18 protein-coding genes are annotated in these 17,817 nt (G+C 73.6%); 8 read left to right on the top strand and 10 right to left on the bottom strand.

Annotation, left to right across the window (positions count from 1 at the left end; genetic code table 11):
* From ACFYPR_RS24110 to ACFYPR_RS24095, 4 genes are all read right to left on the bottom strand, one after another.
* A complete protein-coding gene (locus ACFYPR_RS24110) occupies positions 1-789 on the bottom strand; it encodes a hypothetical protein (RefSeq protein WP_355133618.1) in 789 nt (262 codons plus the stop codon).
* Between the two features lie 180 nt (positions 790-969).
* Positions 970-3,030, bottom strand: a complete 2,061-nt coding sequence (locus tag ACFYPR_RS24105; protein ID WP_354858150.1) for a 3-hydroxyacyl-CoA dehydrogenase NAD-binding domain-containing protein — start codon at positions 3,028-3,030, stop codon at positions 970-972.
* The gene (locus ACFYPR_RS24100) at positions 3,027-4,223 is read right to left on the bottom strand and encodes a thiolase family protein (protein WP_354858147.1); all 1,197 of its coding nucleotides are present in this window, start codon (positions 4,221-4,223) and stop codon (positions 3,027-3,029) included. Before ACFYPR_RS24100 ends, ACFYPR_RS24105 begins: the two co-directional genes overlap by 4 nt.
* A 109-nt stretch (positions 4,224-4,332) precedes the next feature.
* Complete coding sequence (locus ACFYPR_RS24095) at positions 4,333-5,658, bottom strand: ribonuclease D (protein WP_387184021.1); 1,326 nt, start codon at positions 5,656-5,658, stop codon at positions 4,333-4,335.
* 266 nt (positions 5,659-5,924) lie between these two features.
* Between ACFYPR_RS24095 and ACFYPR_RS24090 the strand changes: the two genes are divergently transcribed.
* On the top strand, positions 5,925-7,157 hold the full coding sequence (locus ACFYPR_RS24090; RefSeq protein WP_387262606.1) for a trypsin-like peptidase domain-containing protein: 1,233 nt from the start codon (positions 5,925-5,927) through the stop codon (positions 7,155-7,157).
* Positions 7,158-7,352: 195 nt separating this feature from the next.
* A complete protein-coding gene (locus ACFYPR_RS24085; RefSeq protein ID WP_387262604.1) occupies positions 7,353-8,303 on the top strand; it encodes a hypothetical protein in 951 nt (316 codons plus the stop codon).
* 27 nt (positions 8,304-8,330) lie between these two features.
* On the opposite strand, the gene ACFYPR_RS24080 is transcribed toward ACFYPR_RS24085, so the two are convergent.
* A complete protein-coding gene (locus ACFYPR_RS24080; protein ID WP_266250991.1) occupies positions 8,331-8,903 on the bottom strand; it encodes a DUF3000 domain-containing protein in 573 nt (190 codons plus the stop codon).
* Between the two features lie 149 nt (positions 8,904-9,052).
* On the opposite strand from ACFYPR_RS24080, the gene hemE reads away from it, so the two are divergent.
* The 3 genes from hemE to hemQ are packed head-to-tail and all read left to right on the top strand — an operon-like array spanning position 9,053 to position 12,265.
* Positions 9,053-10,150 (top strand): uroporphyrinogen decarboxylase, encoded by a 1,098-nt coding sequence (gene hemE / locus ACFYPR_RS24075; RefSeq protein WP_354858140.1) that lies wholly within the window; start codon positions 9,053-9,055, stop codon positions 10,148-10,150.
* Between the two features lie 7 nt (positions 10,151-10,157).
* A complete protein-coding gene (gene hemG / locus ACFYPR_RS24070; protein WP_387184030.1) occupies positions 10,158-11,567 on the top strand; it encodes a protoporphyrinogen oxidase in 1,410 nt (469 codons plus the stop codon).
* On the top strand, positions 11,564-12,265 hold the full coding sequence (gene hemQ, locus ACFYPR_RS24065) for a hydrogen peroxide-dependent heme synthase (RefSeq protein ID WP_363942777.1): 702 nt from the start codon (positions 11,564-11,566) through the stop codon (positions 12,263-12,265). Before hemG ends, hemQ begins: the two co-directional genes overlap by 4 nt.
* Before the next feature lie 51 nt (positions 12,266-12,316).
* On the opposite strand, the gene ACFYPR_RS24060 is transcribed toward hemQ, so the two are convergent.
* The 4 genes from ACFYPR_RS24060 to ACFYPR_RS24045 all read right to left on the bottom strand — a co-directional run bounded on the left by ACFYPR_RS24060 (position 12,317) and on the right by ACFYPR_RS24045 (position 15,433).
* Positions 12,317-13,450: a lytic polysaccharide monooxygenase gene (locus tag ACFYPR_RS24060; protein ID WP_387262601.1), complete on the bottom strand. Its 1,134-nt coding sequence runs from the start codon at positions 13,448-13,450 to the stop codon at positions 12,317-12,319.
* Between the two features lie 118 nt (positions 13,451-13,568).
* The gene (locus ACFYPR_RS24055) at positions 13,569-14,024 is read right to left on the bottom strand and encodes a GNAT family N-acetyltransferase (protein ID WP_363935884.1); all 456 of its coding nucleotides are present in this window, start codon (positions 14,022-14,024) and stop codon (positions 13,569-13,571) included.
* Positions 14,025-14,048: 24 nt separating this feature from the next.
* The gene (locus ACFYPR_RS24050) at positions 14,049-14,993 is read right to left on the bottom strand and encodes a DMT family transporter (RefSeq protein WP_387262598.1); all 945 of its coding nucleotides are present in this window, start codon (positions 14,991-14,993) and stop codon (positions 14,049-14,051) included.
* 179 nt (positions 14,994-15,172) lie between these two features.
* A complete protein-coding gene (locus ACFYPR_RS24045; RefSeq protein WP_354858130.1) occupies positions 15,173-15,433 on the bottom strand; it encodes a Prokaryotic metallothionein in 261 nt (86 codons plus the stop codon).
* Between the two features lie 157 nt (positions 15,434-15,590).
* Between ACFYPR_RS24045 and ACFYPR_RS24040 the strand changes: the two genes are divergently transcribed.
* The 3 genes from ACFYPR_RS24040 (at position 15,591) to ACFYPR_RS24030 (ending at position 17,388) form a co-directional block, all read left to right on the top strand.
* Entirely contained in the window at positions 15,591-15,866 is a 276-nt protein-coding gene (locus tag ACFYPR_RS24040) for an isoamylase early set domain-containing protein (RefSeq protein WP_354858128.1), read from the top strand.
* Positions 15,867-15,975: 109 nt separating this feature from the next.
* Positions 15,976-16,722: a lytic polysaccharide monooxygenase gene (locus tag ACFYPR_RS24035; RefSeq protein WP_387262595.1), complete on the top strand. Its 747-nt coding sequence runs from the start codon at positions 15,976-15,978 to the stop codon at positions 16,720-16,722.
* Positions 16,723-16,785: 63 nt separating this feature from the next.
* Entirely contained in the window at positions 16,786-17,388 is a 603-nt protein-coding gene (locus ACFYPR_RS24030) for a DUF305 domain-containing protein (RefSeq protein ID WP_387262593.1), read from the top strand.
* Positions 17,389-17,397: 9 nt separating this feature from the next.
* Here ACFYPR_RS24030 and msrB read toward each other — a convergent pair whose 3' ends face one another.
* Complete coding sequence (msrB, locus tag ACFYPR_RS24025; RefSeq protein ID WP_387262590.1) at positions 17,398-17,802, bottom strand: peptide-methionine (R)-S-oxide reductase MsrB; 405 nt, start codon at positions 17,800-17,802, stop codon at positions 17,398-17,400.
* Positions 17,803-17,817: the final 15 nt, after the last annotated feature.

The following is a 17,817-nucleotide window of genomic DNA, read 5'->3' as shown; positions in this document are numbered from 1 at the left end:
TCAGGAGCGCTGCTCGATCTGGCCCCGGATGGTGACGAACTCGGCCTTCGTCTCCTCGGCGGACTTGAAGTACATGACCACCAGGCCCACGCTGCCCCGGTCGGCCCAGACGCAGACGCCGAGCGGCACGCCCTCGGTCTTGCCGTCGCCGCAGCGCGCGTCACCGCCCAGCGGGCCCGCCTCGACCACCGCCATGTTGGTCACCGACAGCTCGCTGGACAGCCCGGTGACGGCCTCGTCCAGCTCCTTCTTCGGGTCGGCCATCACGCCGGACACCGCCGTGATCATGATGAGGTCCTGCTTGGCCGGGTCGCCGTAGAACGCGCCGATCGTGCTTGTCTCGTTCTGCACCTCGGTCTTCATCTCGGTGACCATCTGGTCGGCGACCGTCTGCAACTGCGGGTCGGTGTTCTTCGCCCGGCCGGCGAGGGTGGCCGGCGCGACCACCCGGGTCTTGGTGGCGTCGACGACGTCGCCCACCTCGTCCTTGACCGCGAACCAGGTGATCGCCGCGCCACCGAGGCAGAGCACGAGCACCACGGCCAGCACGATCAGGATGATCTTGCCGACGTTCGACTTCTTCGCCGGTGGCGGGCCGCCGAACTGGTTCGGGTCGCCGTACGGCTGCCCCGGCTGAGCCGGCGGGAAGCCCTGCTGCTGCGGCGGCGGCCAACCGCCGGGCTGCTGCGGCTGGCCCGGCTGCTGCGGCACGGCCGGCTGGCCCGGCTGCTGCGGCGGGGGAGGGGAATCGTGCGGCGGGCCGAAGGGGTTGGCCGGCGGCTGGGACATCAGTCAGCTCCAGGATGGGTGTGCAAAGCGCGTGATCGTAACCCGGCGACCGCCCCAGCGTGGCCCCCGCCCAGGTCCCGCCGGTCCCGCCCGCTCCCGGGCCGGTCACCAACGAGCGCGGTGGCCGGCCCGGTCCACGAGGGACGGTCCGGCCACCGCGACGGTGGTGCTGGGGTCGTGTCAGGCGGGCAGGCTCGCCGCTCCGAGCGGCAGGAACCGCCGGCCGGTGACCCGCTCGCTGGTGCCGGTCCGGTCCAGGTACGGCGTGACGCCGCCCAGGTGGAACGGCCAACCGGCGCCCAGGATCATGCACAGGTCGATGTCCTGCGCCTCGGCGACCACGCCCTCGTCCAGCATCAGCCGGATCTCCTGCGCGAGCGCGTCGAGCGCGTTCTGGCGTACCTGCTCGGCGGTCAGCGGCTGGTCACCGACGACGAGCAGCTTGGCCACCTCGTCGTTGACCTGGTCGTCGACCACGATCGGCTGGCCCGAGTCGGCGATCCGCTTGAGGTTCTCGCTGACCCCGAACCGGTCCGGGAACGCCTCGTGCAGGGTGCCGCCCACGTGGTACGCCACGGCCGGCCCGACCAGCTGGAGCAGGGCGAGCGGGCGCATCGGCAGGCCCAGCGGGTCCAGTGCGCTGTTCGCCACGTCCAGCGGCGTGCCGGCGTCGACGGCCGCGAAGACGGTGCCCAGGAAGCGGGTGAGCAGCCGGTTCACCACGAACGCCGGGGCGTCCTTGACCAGCACGCTCGACTTCTTGAGCTGCTTGCCGACCGCGAACGCGGTGGCCAGGGTGGCGTCGTCGGTCCGCTCGCCCCGCACGATCTCCAGCAGCGGCAGCACGGCCACCGGGTTGAAGAAGTGGAAGCCGACCACCCGCTCCGGGTGCTCCAGCTCCGCGGCCATCTCGGTGATGGACAGCGAGCTGGTGTTGGTGGCGAGCACCGCCTCCGGGGAGACGATCTTCTCCAGCTCGGCCCAGACCTGCTTCTTGACGCCCAGGTCCTCGAAGACCGCCTCGATGACGAAGTCGGCGTCCGCGAAGGCGCCCTTGTCGACCGTGCCGCTGACCAGGCCGTACAGCTTGGCGGCGGTGCCCTTGTCCATCCGGCCCTTGGTGACGGCCTTCTCGATCTGGGTGTGCACGTAGCCGACGCCCTTGTCCACCCGGGCCTGGTCCAGGTCGCTCATGACGACCGGCACCTGGAGGCGGCGGGCGAACAGCAGCGCCAACTGGCTGGCCATCAGGCCGGCGCCGACGATGCCGACCTTGGTGACCGGGCGGGCCAGGCCCTTGTCCGGTGCGCCGGCCGGCCGCTTGGCCCGCCGCTGCACGAGGTCGAAGGCGTACAGGCCGCTGCGCAGCTCCTCGGAGAAGACCAGGTCCGCGAGGGCCTCGTCCTCGGCGGCGGTGCCGGCGGCGAAGTCGCCGTCCTTCGCCGTCTCCAACAGGTCGAGCGCCTTGTACGCGGCCGGGACCGCGCCGTGCAGCCGCTGGTTCAGCGTCTCCCGGGCGAAGTAGAGCACGCCCGCCCACATGTCCTTGTCGACCTCGGGCCGGGTCACGGTGACCTGACCGCGCACCACGCCGGCGGCCCATTCGAGCGACCGCTCCAGGAAGTCGGCCGGCTCCAGCAGCACGTCCGCGATGCCCAGCTCGGCGGCCTGCTTCGGCTTGAGCATCTTGTTCTGCATGAGCGGGTTCTGGATGATCACCTGCGTGGCGGCGGGGATGCCGATCAGGTTCGGCAGCAGTTGGGTGCCGCCCCAGCCGGGCACCAGACCGAGGGAGACCTCGGGCAGGGCGAGCGCCGCCGCGCCGCCGGAGAGCGTCCGGTAGTGACAGTGCAGCGCTAGCTCCAGGCCGCCGCCCATGGCCGCGCCGTTGACGAACGCGAACGTGGGCACGGTGCTGTCCTTGAGCCGGGCGAAGACCCGGTGGCCGAGCCGGCCGATCTCCAGCGCCTGCGCGCGGTCGGCGAGCTGCGGCAGGCCGACGATGTCCGCGCCCACACAGAAGATGTACGGCTTGCCGGTGACCGCGATGAACGCCGGGTCGGCGGCGAGCGCGGCCGTGATGGCCTCGTCCAGGCTGGTCAGACCGGCCGGGCCGAAGGTGTTCGGCTTGGTGTGGTCGAAGCCGTTGTCCAGGGTGATCAGGGCGGCGGGTCGGTCCAGCCCCGGTACGGTCACCGAGCGCAGCAGCGCCCTGGTGACGACCTCGTTCGGCGCCTTCACTTGTCGCCCTCCGTCCAGTGCGGGTTCTCCCAGATGACCGTGCCGCCCATGCCGATGCCGATGCACATCGCCGTGACGCCGTAGCGGACCTCGGGGTGCTCGGCGAACTGGCGGGCCAGCTGGGTCATCAGCCGTACGCCGGACGAGGCGAGGGGGTGGCCGATGGCGATGGCGCCGCCCCACGGGTTGACCCGCGGGTCGTCGTCGGCGATGCCGAAGTGGTCGAGGAAGGCGAGCACCTGCACGGCGAACGCCTCGTTCAGCTCGAACAGTCCGATGTCGTCGATGGTCAGCCCGGCCAGGCGCAGGGCCTTCTCCGTCGACGGGATCGGGCCGACGCCCATCACCTCCGGCTCCACCCCGACGAAGCCGAACGACACCAGCCGCATGGCGATCGGCAGGCCCAGCTCGCGGGCGGTTGCCTCGTCGGCGAGCAGGCTCGCGGTGGCGCCGTCGTTCAGGCCCGCCGCGTTACCCGCGGTGACCTTGCCGTGCGGGCGGAACGGGGTCTTCAGGGTGGCCAGCTTCTCCAGCGACGTGTCGCGGGGGGCCTCGTCCACTCCGGCCAGACCCCAGCCGCCCTCGGCGTCGCGGATGGCCACCGGCACCAGGTCGTCCTGGAGCTTGCCGTTGGCGTACGCCTTCGCCGTCTTCTGCTGCGAGGCGAGCGCGAACGCGTCGGTGCGCTCCTTGGTGATGTGCGGGACCAGGTCGTGCAGGTTCTCCGCGGTGGCGCCCATGACCAGCGCCGACGGGTCCACCAGCTTCTCCGCGATGATGCGCGGGTTGGGGTCGACGCCCTCACCCATCGGGTGGCGGCCCATGTGCTCGACGCCACCGGCGATGGCGACGTCGTACGCGCCCATGGCGATGCCACTCGCGACGGTGGTCACGGCGGTCATCGCGCCGGCGCACATCCGGTCGATCGCGAAGCCGGGAACGGTCTTGGGCAGACCGGCCAGCAGCGCTGCGGTACGGCCGATGGTGAGGCCCTGGTCACCGATCTGGGTGGTGGCCGCGATGGCGACCTCCTCGACCCGCTCCGGCGGCAGCTGCGGGTTGCGGCGCAGCAGTTCACGGATACAGCGGATCACCAGGTCGTCGGCGCGGGTGTTGGCGTACATGCCACCCGCCTTGCCGAACGGGGTACGGACGCCGTCGACGAAGACGACATCCCGAACTTCACGGGGCACTTGAGCCTCCTAGCCGAACGGGCACGTTACCCCGGATGCTACTCGCCAGTAACCAACCTGCCGCCCGTCCCCCGCTGTGGCACACCCCACACCAGAGAGCGGGGGCGGGTCAGGGGATGGGGTTGGGGGCCAGGGCCTGGGTCAGGTCGGGGGTCAGCAGGGCGATCTGCCACTCGCGGGCGTTGAAGCCGCGCAGGGACTCCGCCACCGTGTCCTCGATGACCTCCTCCGGCGGGCTCCACGCCAGACGGCGTACCGAATCCGGGGTGATCAGATTTTCCGGGGGCAGGTTGTGCTCGCCCGCGATGCGGACCACCGCCTCCCGGCAGCGGGCCAGGCGACCGGCCGCCACCGGGTCCCGCTCGGCCCACCGGTGCGGTGGTGGTGGGCCCTCCACCGCCGGGGTGACCGGAAGGGCGTCGTCCGGCAGCTCCCGGGCGTCGTCGAGCGCGGCCAGCCAGGTACGGGCCAGCCGACGGACCGACCGCCCCCCGAAGCCGGGCAGCGTCAGCAGCGTCTTCTCGTCCTTCGGGTCCAGCTCGGCCGCGGCGACGATGGCCGAGTCCGGCAGCACCCGGCCGGGCGCGGCGTCCCGCCGGACCGCGATCTGGTCCCGGGCGTACCACAACGAGCGGACCCGGGCCTGGGCCCGCGCCCCGCGCACACGGTGGATGCCCGACGTGCGCCGCCAGGGTTCCGCGCGGACCCGGGGCGGCCGGGCGCCGGTCCGGACCAGGGCGGCGAACTCCTCCGCGGCCCAGGCCGACTTGCCCTGCCGGGCCAGCTCGGCGTCGAGCGCGTCGCGGAGGTCGGTGAGCATCTCCACGTCGAGCGCGGCGTAGGTCAGCCACGACTCGGGCAGTGGCCGACTCGACCAGTCGGCCGCCGAGTGATGCTTCTCCAGGGTGAATCCGAGTAGCTGCTCGGTCAGCGCGGCCAGGCCGACCCGCTCGAACCCGGCCAGCCGAGCGGCCAGTTCCGTGTCGAAGAGCCGGCGCGGACGCAGCCCCACCTCGGCCAGGCAGGGTAGATCCTGACTGGCCGCGTGGAGCACCCACTCGGCCTCGCCGATCACCGCGTCCAGCGTGCTGAGGTCGGGCAGCGGCAGCGGGTCGATCAGCGCTGTGCCGGCGCCCTCGCGGCGCAGCTGCACCAGGTACGCGCGCTGGCTGTAGCGATACCCCGAAGCGCGCTCGGCGTCCAGGGCAACCGGGCCGGTGCCCGCGGCGAACCGGGCCACGACCTCGGCGAGCTCGGCCGGGGTGGTCACCGGATCAGGGGTGCCGTCGCGGGGGGCGGTCAGCGGAACGGGCCCACCGTCGGTCGGGTCGGGCCCCTCGCCCGCCGGCTGCGGCTGGGCCGACGGCGGGTGCTGGGGTGCGTGTCCCGGGAGTTCTTCGGTGGGCCGACGGCGCAGGGGTGGTTCGTCGGTCACCTGCCAACCCTAGTGCGCGCCGTGATCCGGCGTGTGCAGCCGGTCCGGCGTGTGTCGGTCAGGTGTCCGCAAGGTGTCCCTTCGGATGCCGGACATTGGGGGAGACAAAGCCCGTTCGCGCAGGTACGGTCCATCGAGCCGCCGGCCCCGCTCGGGTGATCCTGGGCCGTGGCCGCAAGCGCACGACCACGGGGAAGGGCAAGACGATCATGACGGCTGGCTTCGGTGCGGGGGACGCACGGCCAACGGGCGCCGAGCCTGACGACGTGAGCGGGCGGGCGGCCGAACGGCCGGGCCCCCTGCCGCCGCGCATCGAACCGCACCCGGAGGTCGGCGCCACCTGGGCCGGTGCACCGGGCCCCGGGGCCGAGCCCTCCGCCGCCGTCCCGGCGCCCCGTGCCGGCTGGGCGGCCCCACCCAACGCCGGCCAGTGGGGCGCGGCGCCCCAGGGGCCCGTGCCGGCCGGCCCGCACACCACGGCCGCTACGCCGGGCCCCGCCGCTGAACACAGCACGGCCGCGCCGTACGCCCCTGGGCCAGCGCCGTACGCGGCAGGTCCGGTGCCGTACGGCGCCGGACCGTACGCCCCGGGCGCTCCCACGGCCTACGGCGCCGGCGGCTATCCGCCCGCCGGTGACCTGGCCAGCGCACCGCCGTTCCCGACCGCGGGTCACCCCGGTCAGCCCGGCTGGCCGGGCGTCACACCGCCTGCGCGACCCACCCGGCGTCGCTGGCCAGTGGTGCTCGCCGTGCTGCTCGTCGTCGCGCTGGCCGCCGTGGCCGGCCTGCAGGCGTACCAGCTCGACCGGCTCGGCGACCGGCTCGCCGCCACCGACCGCCGGCTGGCCCAGGCCCAGGACGGCGACGGCACCCGCCTCGACGGCCTGGAACAGCGCACGGACGCGCTGGAGAAGCAGGCCGGGGCGGCGTTCAACCCCGAGGCGGTGGCCAGCGCCGTGCTGCCCAGCGTCTTCCGGGTGCGGGCCGGCCAGTTCACCGGCACCGCGTTCGCGGTGGGCAAGCCGGCCGCCGGTGGCGGCACCAACCTGTTCACCAACTTCCACGTGGTCGAGTCGATCTGGGAGAGCGGCGGCCGGCAGGTCTTCCTGGAGCGCACGGACCAGCGCTTCCCGGCCACCATCGTCAAGGTCGACAAGGCCAACGACGTGGCGCACCTGCGGGCGACCGGCAAGTTCGCCGGCCTGGTCACCGCGCCCAGCGCCGTGAAGTCCGGGCAGCAGATCATCGTCGTCGGTGCTCCGCTCGGCCTGGAGGACAGCGTCACGACCGGTGTGGTGAGCGCGTTGCGCGCCGCGCAGGGCGGCTCCGGACCGGCCATCCAGTTCGACGCCCCGATCAACCCCGGCAACTCCGGCGGCCCGGTGATCAACGGCAGCAAGCAGGTGGTCGGCATCGCCACCGCCAAGGCTCGTGACGCCGAGGGCATCGGGCTCGCCATCCCGATCAAGGTCGCCTGCGACGGTTTCAAGATCTGCTGACCTGCGGCCCCAGCCGCTCGCGCCACCCACGGCCGCCCGGCCGCTCCCGCCACCGACGGCCTCCCCGGCCGCTCGCGCCTGACGGCCTCCCCGGCCGTCCCCGACCCATCCGGGTCCTCGGTCCCGGACGATCCCGCCGCTGCACCTGGTCCGTCGCGCCTACCGGCGGAGGACCTGCTCACCTGGAGGAAGAACATGTCCCAGCCACCGACCGGGCCGGAGGGTCTCCCGCCCGCCACCCCGACTCCGCCGGCCGGCTCGCCCGACCCCGACGCGACGGTGCAGCACGCGGCCGGCACCGACGCGACGGTGCAGCACGCGCCCGACCCCGACGCGACGGTGCAGCACGCGGCCGGGCAGCCCGCGCCGCAGCAGTACGCGCCGGGCCAGCCCACGCCGCCGCAGCAGTACGGGCCGGGTCAGACGGCACCGCAGCAGCAGTACGCGCCGGGTCAGGCCGCGCCGCAGTACGGTGCCGCCGCGCCCACGCAGCGGCAGTACGGCACCCCGCAGACGCCGGGCTACCCGGCCAGCGCCCCGCCCTACGCCGGCCAGCCGATGTCCGCGCCGCCGGTCTCCGGTCCGGCGTACGGCCAGCCGATGTCCGCGCCGCCGGTCTCCGGTCCGGCGTACGGCCAGCCGATGTCCGCGCCGCCGGTCTCCGGTCCGGCGTACGGGCAGCCCATGTCGGGCCCGCCCGGGATGGTGCCGTACGGCGCTGCCGCGGCTCCGCGGCGGGGTCGCGCGGTGCTGGTGCTGGCCCTGGTGGCCGCGCTGCTCTTCGTGCTCAGTGGGGTGATGACCGGGCTGTTCGTGACCAAGAACAACGAGCTGAACCGGACCGAGAAGCGCCTCACCGGTCAGGTCAGCCAGCGCGACGGGACGATCGCGGCCAACACCACCGAGATCGGGAAGCTCAAGACCGATCTGCAGGCCATGCAGGACAAGCTCGACAACACCGAGCAGGACCTGACCGGCACCCGCAACGACCGCGACGAGCAGGCCCGGCAGAAGAAGGTCATCGCGAGCTGCCTGGACAAGCTGACCACCGCGCTGGGTGCGGCGGGGGCGGGGAACAAGGGCGCGTACGACGCGGCGATGAAGGGCCTCGACAAGGTGTGCGACGAGGCGGAGAACTACCTCTGATCCGCTGTGCCGGCCGCCGCCGGGGTTTCAGGCGGTGGCGGCCGGACGGCGGTCGGCCAGGGCGGTGACCCCGGGTGGGGGCAGGCCGGCCGTCGAGGCGAGCAGGGCGCACCAGCCGAGCAGGTGGGGGGCGAGGTCGTCGTCGACGGGCGTCCAGGAGGCGCGGATCTCGATGTCGCCGGCCGTCGGTGGCCCGGCGAGGTCGCCGAACCGGGTCGACATGGTCTGGGTGACCGTCCCGCCGATCGCCCGGTGACCCGCGTCCTGGGTGTCGAGGGCGTCGGTCAGCCACGTCCAGCCGACCCCGGGGAGCAGCGGGTCGGCGGCGAGGTCGACCTCCAACTCCGCCGTCACGTAGGTGACCAGTCGCAACGTGCCCTGCCAGGCCTCGTGCCCGGCCGGGTCGTGCAGGAGGATCAGCCGGCCGGTGGCCACCTCGTCGCCGTCGCGCAGCACCGTCGCGGAGAGCGCGAACGTGAACGGCGCGAGCCGCTGGGGAGCGCCGACCTCCTCGAGGGTGATCTCCGGTCGGGGTGCCGGCGACCGCAGCCCGGCGACCGCGCGGGCGAAGGTCTCCGGGAGCGCGATCGGGGGGGCCATGTCGGCAGCCTATGCCGCCGTCGGCCCACCCGCTTCGACGGCGCGCCGACACGTACCCCGACCGCCCGGCCGCGCGACGGACGTTAGGTGCGTCCCCTTCCGTTCACCCGCGGCGGGCTGGGGTCGGGCGGCGTGGCACGATTGCGGCGATGACCACGGACACCACGGGCACTGCCGCCCGAGACGGACACCCGCGCCCCGGCGGCCCGGCCGACTCGCCCTTCATCCGGGCCTGTCGGCGTCGGCCCGGCCCGCACACCCCGGTCTGGTTCATGCGCCAGGCTGGCCGCTCACTGCCGGAGTACCGGGAGATCCGGGCCACCGTGCCGATGCTGGAGTCCTGCCGTCGCCCGGAGCTGGTCACCGAGATCACCCTCCAGCCGGTGCGCCGGCACGGGGTCGACGCGGCCATCCTGTTCAGCGACATCGTGGTGCCGGTCGCCGCGGCCGGGATCGACCTGGACATCGTGCCGGGCACCGGCCCGGTGGTGGCCGAGCCGATCCGTACCGCCGCCGACATCGAGCGGATCCGCCCGATCGGCCGCGACGACGTCCCGTACGTGGACGAGGCCGTCCGCCAACTGGTGGTCGAGCTGGGCGACACCCCGCTGATCGGCTTCGCCGGCGCGCCGTTCACCCTGGCCAGCTACCTGGTCGAGGGCGGCCCGTCGCGGACCCACGCGAAGACCAAGGCGCTGATGTACGGCGATCCCGAGCTGTGGCACGCGCTCTGCGGCCGGTTGGCCGAGGTGACGCTGGCGTTCCTGCGGGTGCAGATCGAGGCCGGCGTGTCCGCCGTGCAGCTGTTCGACTCGTGGGCGGGCGCGCTCTCCGAGGCCGACTACCGCCGTTACGTGCTGCCGCACTCGACGGCCGTGCTGAGCGGGCTGGCGCACGCGGGCGTGCCGCGCATCCACTTCGGGGTCGGCACCGCCGAGCTGCTCGGCGCGATGGGCGAGGCCGGCGCCGACGTGGTCGGCGTCGACTGGCGTACTCCGCTGGACGTGGCCACGCACCGGATCGGCCCGGACAAGGCGGTGCAGGGCAACCTGGACCCGACCGTGCTGCTCGCGCCGTGGCCGGTGGTGGAGGCCGAGGTGCGCCGGATCCTGGCGCAGGGGCGGGCGGCCCCCGGGCACGTGTTCAACCTCGGCCACGGTGTGCTGCCGGAGACCGACCCGGACGTGCTGACCCGGGTGGTCGCGCTGGTGCACGAGGTCTCCAGCCGCCGGGCCGACCAGGGCTGACACGGCGATGCGGCAGCCCTGGCGGGTGGCGGTGGTCGGCGGCGGGATCGCCGGGCTGGCCGCCGCGGTCCGGCTGCGCGACCGCGCGCCGGAGGGCACCGAGATCACTGTGTACGAGCAGTCCGGCGCGGTGGGCGGCAAGCTGCGCACCGGGACGTTGGCCGGCGCGCCGGTGGAGTTCGGCGCCGAGTCGTTCCTGATGCGCGACCCGACCGGGGCCGAGAGCGCGGCGGTGGCGTTGGCTCGCCGGCTCGGGCTGGCCGAGAAGATCGTGCACCCCAGCGTCGGGCAGGCCGCGCTTGTCGTCGACGGAGGGCTGCGCCCCATCCCGGGCGGGACGCTGGTGGGCGTACCCGGGGATCTGGAGCGGGTGGCCACGGTCGCGCGCCCGGCCGCGGACGCCGACACCGACGGCGGCCGGCCGCTGGTCGGGCCGGACGCGGACGTCTCGGTGGGCGCGCTGGTCCGGTCCCGTTTCGGCGACGAGGTGGTCGACCGGCTGGTCGACCCCATGCTGGGTGGCGTGTACGCGGGCCGCGCGGACGACCTGTCGCTGGTCACCACGATGCCGGCGCTGGCCCGTGCCGCGCGGGTGGAGCACACCCTGGTCGGCGCGGTCCGGGCGGCGCAGGCCGCCGCGCCGCGCGCGCCGGGCGCCCCGGTCTTCGGCACCCTGGCGGGTGGGCTCAGCACCCTGGTCGAGGCTGCGGTGACGGCCAGCGGCGCGACGGTACGACGGGACGCCGCGGTGCGTGACCTCACGCCCACCGGCACGGGGTGGCGGCTCACCGTCGGCCCGACCCGCGATCCTGAGCTGGTCGACGTGGACGCCGTGGTGCTGGCTGTGCCGGCCCGGCCGGCGGCCCGGCTGCTCGCCGGCCCGGCCCCGGTGGCCGCCTCGGCCGTGGGCGAGCTGGACTACGCGAGCGTCGCGCTGGTCACCCTGGCGTTGCCGCAGCCGCTGCTGCCCGAGCTGTCCGGCTTCCTGGTGCCGAGCACCGAAGGGCTGCTGATCAAGGCGGCCACGTTCTTCACCACGAAGTGGGGGCACCTGCGGCGGCCGGACGGGCTGGCGCTGGTGCGCGCCTCGGTGGGCCGCTACGGCGAGGAGGCGCAGCTCCAACGCCCGGACGCGGACCTGGCCGCGACCGTGCACCGGGAGCTGTCGGCGGTGCTCGGCGCCCCGCTGCCCGCCCCGGTCGACGGGCACGTGCAGCGGTGGGGCGGCGCGCTGCCCCAGTACGCCCCGGGGCACGCCGACCGGGTGACCGCCGCGCGGACGGCGCTGCGGGCCGCGCATCCCACCCTGGCCCTGGCCGGCGCCGGCTACGACGGTGTCGGCATACCGGTCTGCGTCCGCTCCGGCGAGACGGCGGCCGACGAGATCATCACAGCACTGGGAGGATCGGCGAGATGACCGAGCAGACCAACGCGGCCCGGTTGCGGGAGCTGAACGACAGCATCCGTTACACGATGTGGTCGGTGTTCCGGGCCAGCGCCCCACTGCCGTCCCTGCGGGACAACGTCACCGGTGAGGTCGAGTCCCTCTTCGACGAGCTGGCCGGCAAGGACGTGGTGATCCGGGGCGTGTACGACGTCTCCGGGTTGCGCGCCGACGCGGACGTGATGATCTGGTGGCATTCCGCGTCGAGCGACGCGCTGCAGGACGCGTACCTGCGGTTCCGCCGCACCACGCTGGGCCGGGCGCTGACCCCGGTCTGGTCGCAGATGGCGCTGCACCGGCCGGCGGAGTTCAACAAGAGCCACATCCCGGCGTTCCTCGCCGGCGAGGAGGCCCGCCCCTACCTGTGCGTCTACCCGTTCGTGCGCTCGTACGAGTGGTACCTGCTGCCCGACGCCGAGCGGCGCGAGATGCTGGCCGAGCACGGCAAGATGGCCCGCGGCTACCCGGACGTACGCGCCAACACGGTCGCCTCGTTCGCGCTGGGCGACTACGAGTGGATGCTCGCGTTCGAGGCCGACGAGCTGCACCGGATCGTCGACCTGATGCGGGACCTGCGCGCCTCCGGGGCCCGCCGGCACGTCCGCGAGGAGGTCCCGTTCTACACGGGCCGCCGCCGGTCGGTCGCCGAGATCGTCAGCTGCCTGGTCTGATCCCCGCCGGCCGGCGCCGCACCCCCGCCCGGGTGCGGCGCCGGACGGGGATCAACTGGTCTTCGTACAGGAGACCAGGGGAACGGGGTTGCTACCGGTCCACGAGCCGAGGAAGCCGAACGTGGTGCTCGCTCCGCCGGCCAGGACGCCGTTGTAGTTCACGTTGCGCGCGGTCACCAGTGTGCCGTTGGTGGTGACGTTGGCGTTCCACGCGGACGCGACCTTCTGACCGTTGTTGAAGTTCCAGCTCACCGACCAGCTCTGCGTCGGCGAGCTGGCCCCCGCGGTCACCTTCACCTCGGCCTGGAAGCCGCCAGCCCACTGACCGGTGATCGTGTACGTCGCGTAGCAGGCGCCGGCCGGCGCGGGAGTGCTCGGCGGCGGCGTGCTCGGCGGCGGCGTGCTCGGGGGCGGGGTGGTGGGCGGTGGCGTGGTGGGCGGCGGGGTCGTCGGCGGCGGCGTGGTGGGCGGCGACGTGCTCGTGCCGCCGGAGAAGTCGACGTCACTGCACAGGTAGTACGACTGGTCCAGGTGGCTGGCCTGCCAGACGGTGTAGACGATGTGCCGTCCGGTGCGGCCCGGCGCGCTGACCGGGATCTGGATGGAGACGCCACCGGTGTCCGGGTTCCACTGCGACGCCGGGGTGTTGCCGATCTGGCCGGCCAGCTCCAGGTCGTCCCAGCCGAGCGCCTCGGTCGACGAGTTGAAGCCCTGCTTGGTCACGTACACCCGGATGTAGTCGGCGCCGTGGCTGGCCTGGTCGAAGAAGCGCAGCCGGAAGTTGTTCGACACCGGGGTGGCCTTCCACGCGCCGACGGTGTCCAGGGCGTTGTAGCGACCGTTCTGTGTGCGTCCGCCGCTGCACAGTTGGCCGTTGGGGACGGCGGCCTGGTGGTTGCCGGCCACACCCTCGCGGAACAGCCCGTTCCAGTTCCACATGGCCTGCGGGTCGGCCTGCCAGGCTTGCCAGCACATCGGGTCCTCGGTGGCCATCCGGGGATTCTGGAAGTCGCTGCCCCAGCGTTGCCAGCAGCTGTAGTTGCGCGAGGCCGGGTCGACGACCGAGCCGTGCGCGGAGGCGGGCTGGACCAGCGCGACGCTCAGCGCGGTGGTCAGCAGGAGCGTGGCGGCCGCCGCGATGGCGAGTGGCCGGAGCACGCGTGGTGATCGGGCGAGAGTGGACATGGAGCCCCCGGGGGGATGAGGTCGGACGACGACACCCGGACAGCCGGGAGTTGCCCGCTCCCGTGCCTACTGCGTTGCTCCCGCGCTGGCTCTACCCGGCACGATGCCAGGTCGATCGTCAGACGTCAATGACCTTGCGGCGCATCGGGGTGTGCGGGATGTCGTCCTCGACGTACTCCGGGCCGCTCACCGCGAAGCCGTACCGGGCGTAGAAATCGACCAGGTGCGACTGGGCCTCCAGCACGCAGGGCCGGTTGCCGACCAGATCCAGCGCCGCCGTCATCAGCCGGCCCGCCTGCCCGCCGCCGCGCGCCTGCGGGGCCACCACCACCCGACCGATCCGGGCGGCGCCGTCGGGGTCGGCGAGGATCCGCAGGTACGCCAGCGGCGCGCCGCCGTCGGTCAACCAGAGGTGGCGGGTGCCCGGCTCCACGTCCCGCCCGTCGAGCTCGGGGTAGGGGCAGTTCTGCTCCACCACGAACACGTCGATGCGCAGCTTGAGCAGGTCGTGGAAGGTGCGGGCGTCCAGGTCGGCGAAGGACGCCGCCCGGATCTCGGTGGTCTGCTGGGGCACCCACCGATGGTAGGCCGGGCCGGCTCACTCGGCGTCCCCGCGGGTCGGTGCGAGGTAGGTGGCGGCCACGGCGGCGAGCAGCAGCGCGCCGCCGAGGAGCACCGGCAGTGGGAGCGGCTCGTGCAGCAGCGCCACGGCCAGCGCCGCCGCCGTCAGCGGTTCGAGCAGGGTCAGCACGGCCGCGACGCTGCCCGCGGTCGTGCGCAGCCCGGCGTAGAACAGCGCGTACGCCACGGCGGTGGTGACGACGCCGAGGTGCAGCAGCAGCGCCAGGGTGTCGAGGCGTACGTCGACGGCGACGCCGGCGACCAGTACCATCGGCGCCAGGGTCAGCGCGCCGACCACAGTGGAGATGGTAGTCAGTGTCATCGGTGCGGTGTGCTGCGACACCTGGCGGCTGATCAGGGTCGTCACCGCGTACCCGAGGCCGGACCCGGCGGCCGCGAGCAGGCCCAGCAGCGGGGCCGGCGCGGCCGTGGTGGGCTCGGCGGTGGCCCCGGTGATCAGGGCGAGCCCGGCCACGGCGGTGACCAGGGTGCCGAGGCGTACCGGGCCGGGGAGCCGGCGGGCCCGCAGCGACTCCCAGGTCGCGGCGAGCACCGGCGCCAGGCCCAGGCTCACCACGGTGGCCACGCTGACCCCGGCGAGCGCCACGGCGGCGAAGTAGAGCGCCTGGTAGAGGCCGAGGCCGACGCCGGTGAGCAGCAGCGGTACGGGTGCCGCGCGCAGGGCGGCCGGGAGCGTGCGGAGCCGGCCGGCGGTGCACGCCAGCAGGACGAGCGCGGCGATCGCGAGGCGGAAAAAGCCGATGCTCACCGGGCTGAGCCCGGTGCCCTCGCGCAGCAGTTGCACCGCCACGCCGGTGGTGCCCCACAGGACTCCGGTGACGGTGATCTGGATCAGGCCGGTGCGGGCCTTCAGGGCGGCCGGGGCCGGGGCGGCCGGCGGCGCGGTACGGGACGTGGACACGGGTGCGCTCCGGTGGGGTGACGTTGACGGGGACGACGTCGACGGAGCGCGTACGGCGAACTGGCCGGCCCGGGTCGGTCACCCGGTCGGTGTGGCGCGCGGCGCTCCGCTCAGGAGCGCGGCGGGGGCAGGACGCCCAGCAGTGGCCGCATCGGGCGACCGTACCGCAGGGCGCGCGGTCAGGCGGGGCGGGCGCCGACGGCGTCGCGGATCTCGGCGCCCTCGGTGCCCTCGACCGCGCGGGCGCAGTGCCCGCAGCAGAAGAACCGGCCGTTGACCTCCACGCCGTGCCCGACGATCTTGATCTGGCAGTGTTCGCAGATGGGTGCCATGCGGTGGATCGCGCACTCGAACGAGTCGAAGGTGTGCACGTCACCGCTGACGGTGTGCACCTCGAACGCCATCCAGTAGTCGTTGCCGCAGACCTCGCAGGTTGCCACCGAAAAACCCCCCGTATCAGGACATGTGCCACCAGAGTGCCTCAGGGCAGGGTGGCGGCGGGCGAATTACCGCCAGCTGGTCGGGCCGGGCGGCGTGTCGGCTCCGGCGTGTCGTCCGTTAGGCCCGATGAACCGCCGTGACCCCCGGAGGATCGCCATGATCAAACGCAACAAGCTCTTCGGCAGCCAGACCCGGGTGACGTTCTGCCTCCCACGGGACGCCCCGCCCGGCCCGGTGAGCGTCGTGGGCTCCTTCAACGACTGGGAGCCCGGCCGGCACGAGTTGGTGGCCCGCCGCGACGGCACCCGGACGGTGACCGTGAAGCTCAGCCCGGGGGAGTACCGGTTCCGCTATCTCGCCAGCGGCGGGGTCTGGCTCGACGACGAGACGGCCGACGTGGTCGACGACCGCGGCAGCCTGCTGCGACTCTGAGGAGCGAAGTCGTCACCATCGATGTATTTATCGACCACACCCTTTACTGTTAATAAAGTTTAAATTACCTTGGGGGCACCTCACCGCACCTGGAGAAGGAGCTGCCCCCATGCGTCGAAGAATCACCGTCCCGCTGGTGGCGGCGGGCGCTGTCGCCGCCACCCTCACCGTCGCTGGGCCCGCCCAGGCGCACGGCTACGTCTCCGCCCCACCGAGCCGGCAGGCGCTCTGCGCGCAGGGCCGGGTGCCCGACTGCGGGCAGATCAAGTACGAGCCGCAAAGCGTCGAAGGGCCCAAGGGTCTGAAGAGCTGCAACGCCGGCATCGCCCAGTTCGCCGTCCTCAACGACGACAGTCGGGGCTGGCCGGCCACGTCGGTCGGCAGCTCGCTGACCTTCACCTGGGTCAACACCGCCCGGCACGCCACCAGCAACTGGGAGTACTGGATCGGCAACACCCGCGTCGGCGTGGTCAACGGCAACGGGCAGCAGCCGGGCGTGACGGTCTCGCACACCGTCAACCTGGGTGGCTTCTCCGGCCGCCAGAAGATCCTCGCCGTGTGGAACATCGCCGACACCGCGAACGCGTTCTACTCCTGCATCGACGTGCAGATCGGCGGCGGCGGGTCGACGCCCACCCCCACCCCGACCACCTCACCCACGCCGCGGCCGACCACCAGCCCGACCACGGCGCCGACGACCCCGCCCCCGACGGGTGGCACCTGGACCGCCGGCCGGGCGTACCAGGTCGGCGACCAGGTCACCTACGGCGGACTGACGTACCGCTGCCGGCAGGCCCACACGGCGATCCCCGGCTGGGAGCCGCCGAACGTGCCGGCGCTCTGGCAACAGGTCTGACCCGCACGGGTGCGGCCCCGGCCGCACCCGTGTCGCCGTCCCCGGATGATCGGAGCCCCCGGCATGCCCCGCGCAACCCTGCTGACGTGCCTGGTCGCCGCGTCGCTGCTCACCGCCTGCGCCGGGCCGTCGGAGGGCCCGCCGGCTCCCGCGTCCCCGGCCGCGTCGGCGGCGGCCGGGCCCGCGGCGGCCGGAGCACCGCCGGCCGGAGCGCCGCCGGCCGGAGCCGAGATGAGCGGCATCGACGTGGTGTTCCTGAACACGATGATCGGGCACAGCGAACGCACGGTGCAGATCGTCCGGCTCGCCCGGGACCGGCTGCGCGACGACGCGCTGCGCACTCTGGCCGCCGCCATCGAGGCGACCGAGGCCGACGAGCTGTCGGCCATGCGCGGTTGGCTGCCCACGACCGGGCCGGGCGTCAGCGCGGCCGGGCACGACCACGCCGGGCACGGCGACGACACCGCGCTCGACCGGCTGCGGGCCGCGTCGGACGCCGACGTCGACCGGGTGCTGCGCGAGGTCCTCGCCGACCACCAGCGGGCCGCCGCCGACCTGGCCCGGGCCCAGGTCGGCGTCGGCCGCAACGAGCGGGTCCGCGACCTGGCCCGGCGGATCGACCAGTCCCGCAGCGCCGAGGTCGAGCTGCTCAGGGGTACGCCCTGAGCGTGCCCGTCAGCGCGGTTCCAGCCGGACCGAGATCGAGTTGACGCAGTGCCGGGTGTCCTTGGGGGTGAAGCCCTCGCCGTGGAACACGTGCCCGAGGTGGCTGTCGCAGCGGGCGCAGCGGATCTCCGTACGAGCCATGCCGAGGCTGCGGTCCTCGATCTCCTTGACCCGACCCGGGATGGCGTCGTCGAAGCTCGGCCACCCGCAGTGCGAGTCGAACTTCGTGTCGCTGGAGAAGAGTTCCAGACCGCAGGCCCGACAGTGGTAGGCGCCCTGGGTCTTGGTGTCCACGTACTCGCCGGTCCACGGGCGTTCGGTGCCGGCCTCCCGCAGGACGTGGAACTCCTCGGGGCTCAGGCGGACACGCCACTCGTCCTCGGTCTTGGGCAGGTTGTTGTCGTCAAGACTCACCCGTCAACGGTACGT

It is taken from the genome of Micromonospora sp. NPDC005254, assembly GCF_042872525.1.
GTDB lineage: Bacteria > Actinomycetota > Actinomycetes > Mycobacteriales > Micromonosporaceae > Micromonospora.
Note: the sequence above shows the minus strand (reverse complement) of the source record. Positions and strands in the feature narration are given on the sequence as shown.

Bases quoted from the DNA above. Each gene is read 5' to 3' on its own strand.
- hemE (WP_354858140.1), top strand. From the start codon at position 9,053: ATGACCACGGACACCACGGGCACTGCCGCCCGAGACGGACACCCGCGC.
- ACFYPR_RS24085 (WP_387262604.1), top strand. From the start codon at position 7,353: ATGTCCCAGCCACCGACCGGGCCGGAGGGTCTCCCGCCCGCCACCCCG.
- hemG (WP_387184030.1), top strand. From the start codon at position 10,158: ATGCGGCAGCCCTGGCGGGTGGCGGTGGTCGGCGGCGGGATCGCCGGG.
- ACFYPR_RS24040 (WP_354858128.1), top strand. From the start codon at position 15,591: ATGATCAAACGCAACAAGCTCTTCGGCAGCCAGACCCGGGTGACGTTC.
- ACFYPR_RS24030 (WP_387262593.1), top strand. From the start codon at position 16,786: ATGCCCCGCGCAACCCTGCTGACGTGCCTGGTCGCCGCGTCGCTGCTC.
- ACFYPR_RS24035 (WP_387262595.1), top strand. From the start codon at position 15,976: ATGCGTCGAAGAATCACCGTCCCGCTGGTGGCGGCGGGCGCTGTCGCC.
- ACFYPR_RS24080 (WP_266250991.1), bottom strand. From the start codon at position 8,903: ATGGCCCCCCCGATCGCGCTCCCGGAGACCTTCGCCCGCGCGGTCGCC.
- ACFYPR_RS24060 (WP_387262601.1), bottom strand. From the start codon at position 13,450: ATGTCCACTCTCGCCCGATCACCACGCGTGCTCCGGCCACTCGCCATC.
- hemQ (WP_363942777.1), top strand. From the start codon at position 11,564: ATGACCGAGCAGACCAACGCGGCCCGGTTGCGGGAGCTGAACGACAGC.
- ACFYPR_RS24110 (WP_355133618.1), bottom strand. From the start codon at position 789: ATGTCCCAGCCGCCGGCCAACCCCTTCGGCCCGCCGCACGATTCCCCT.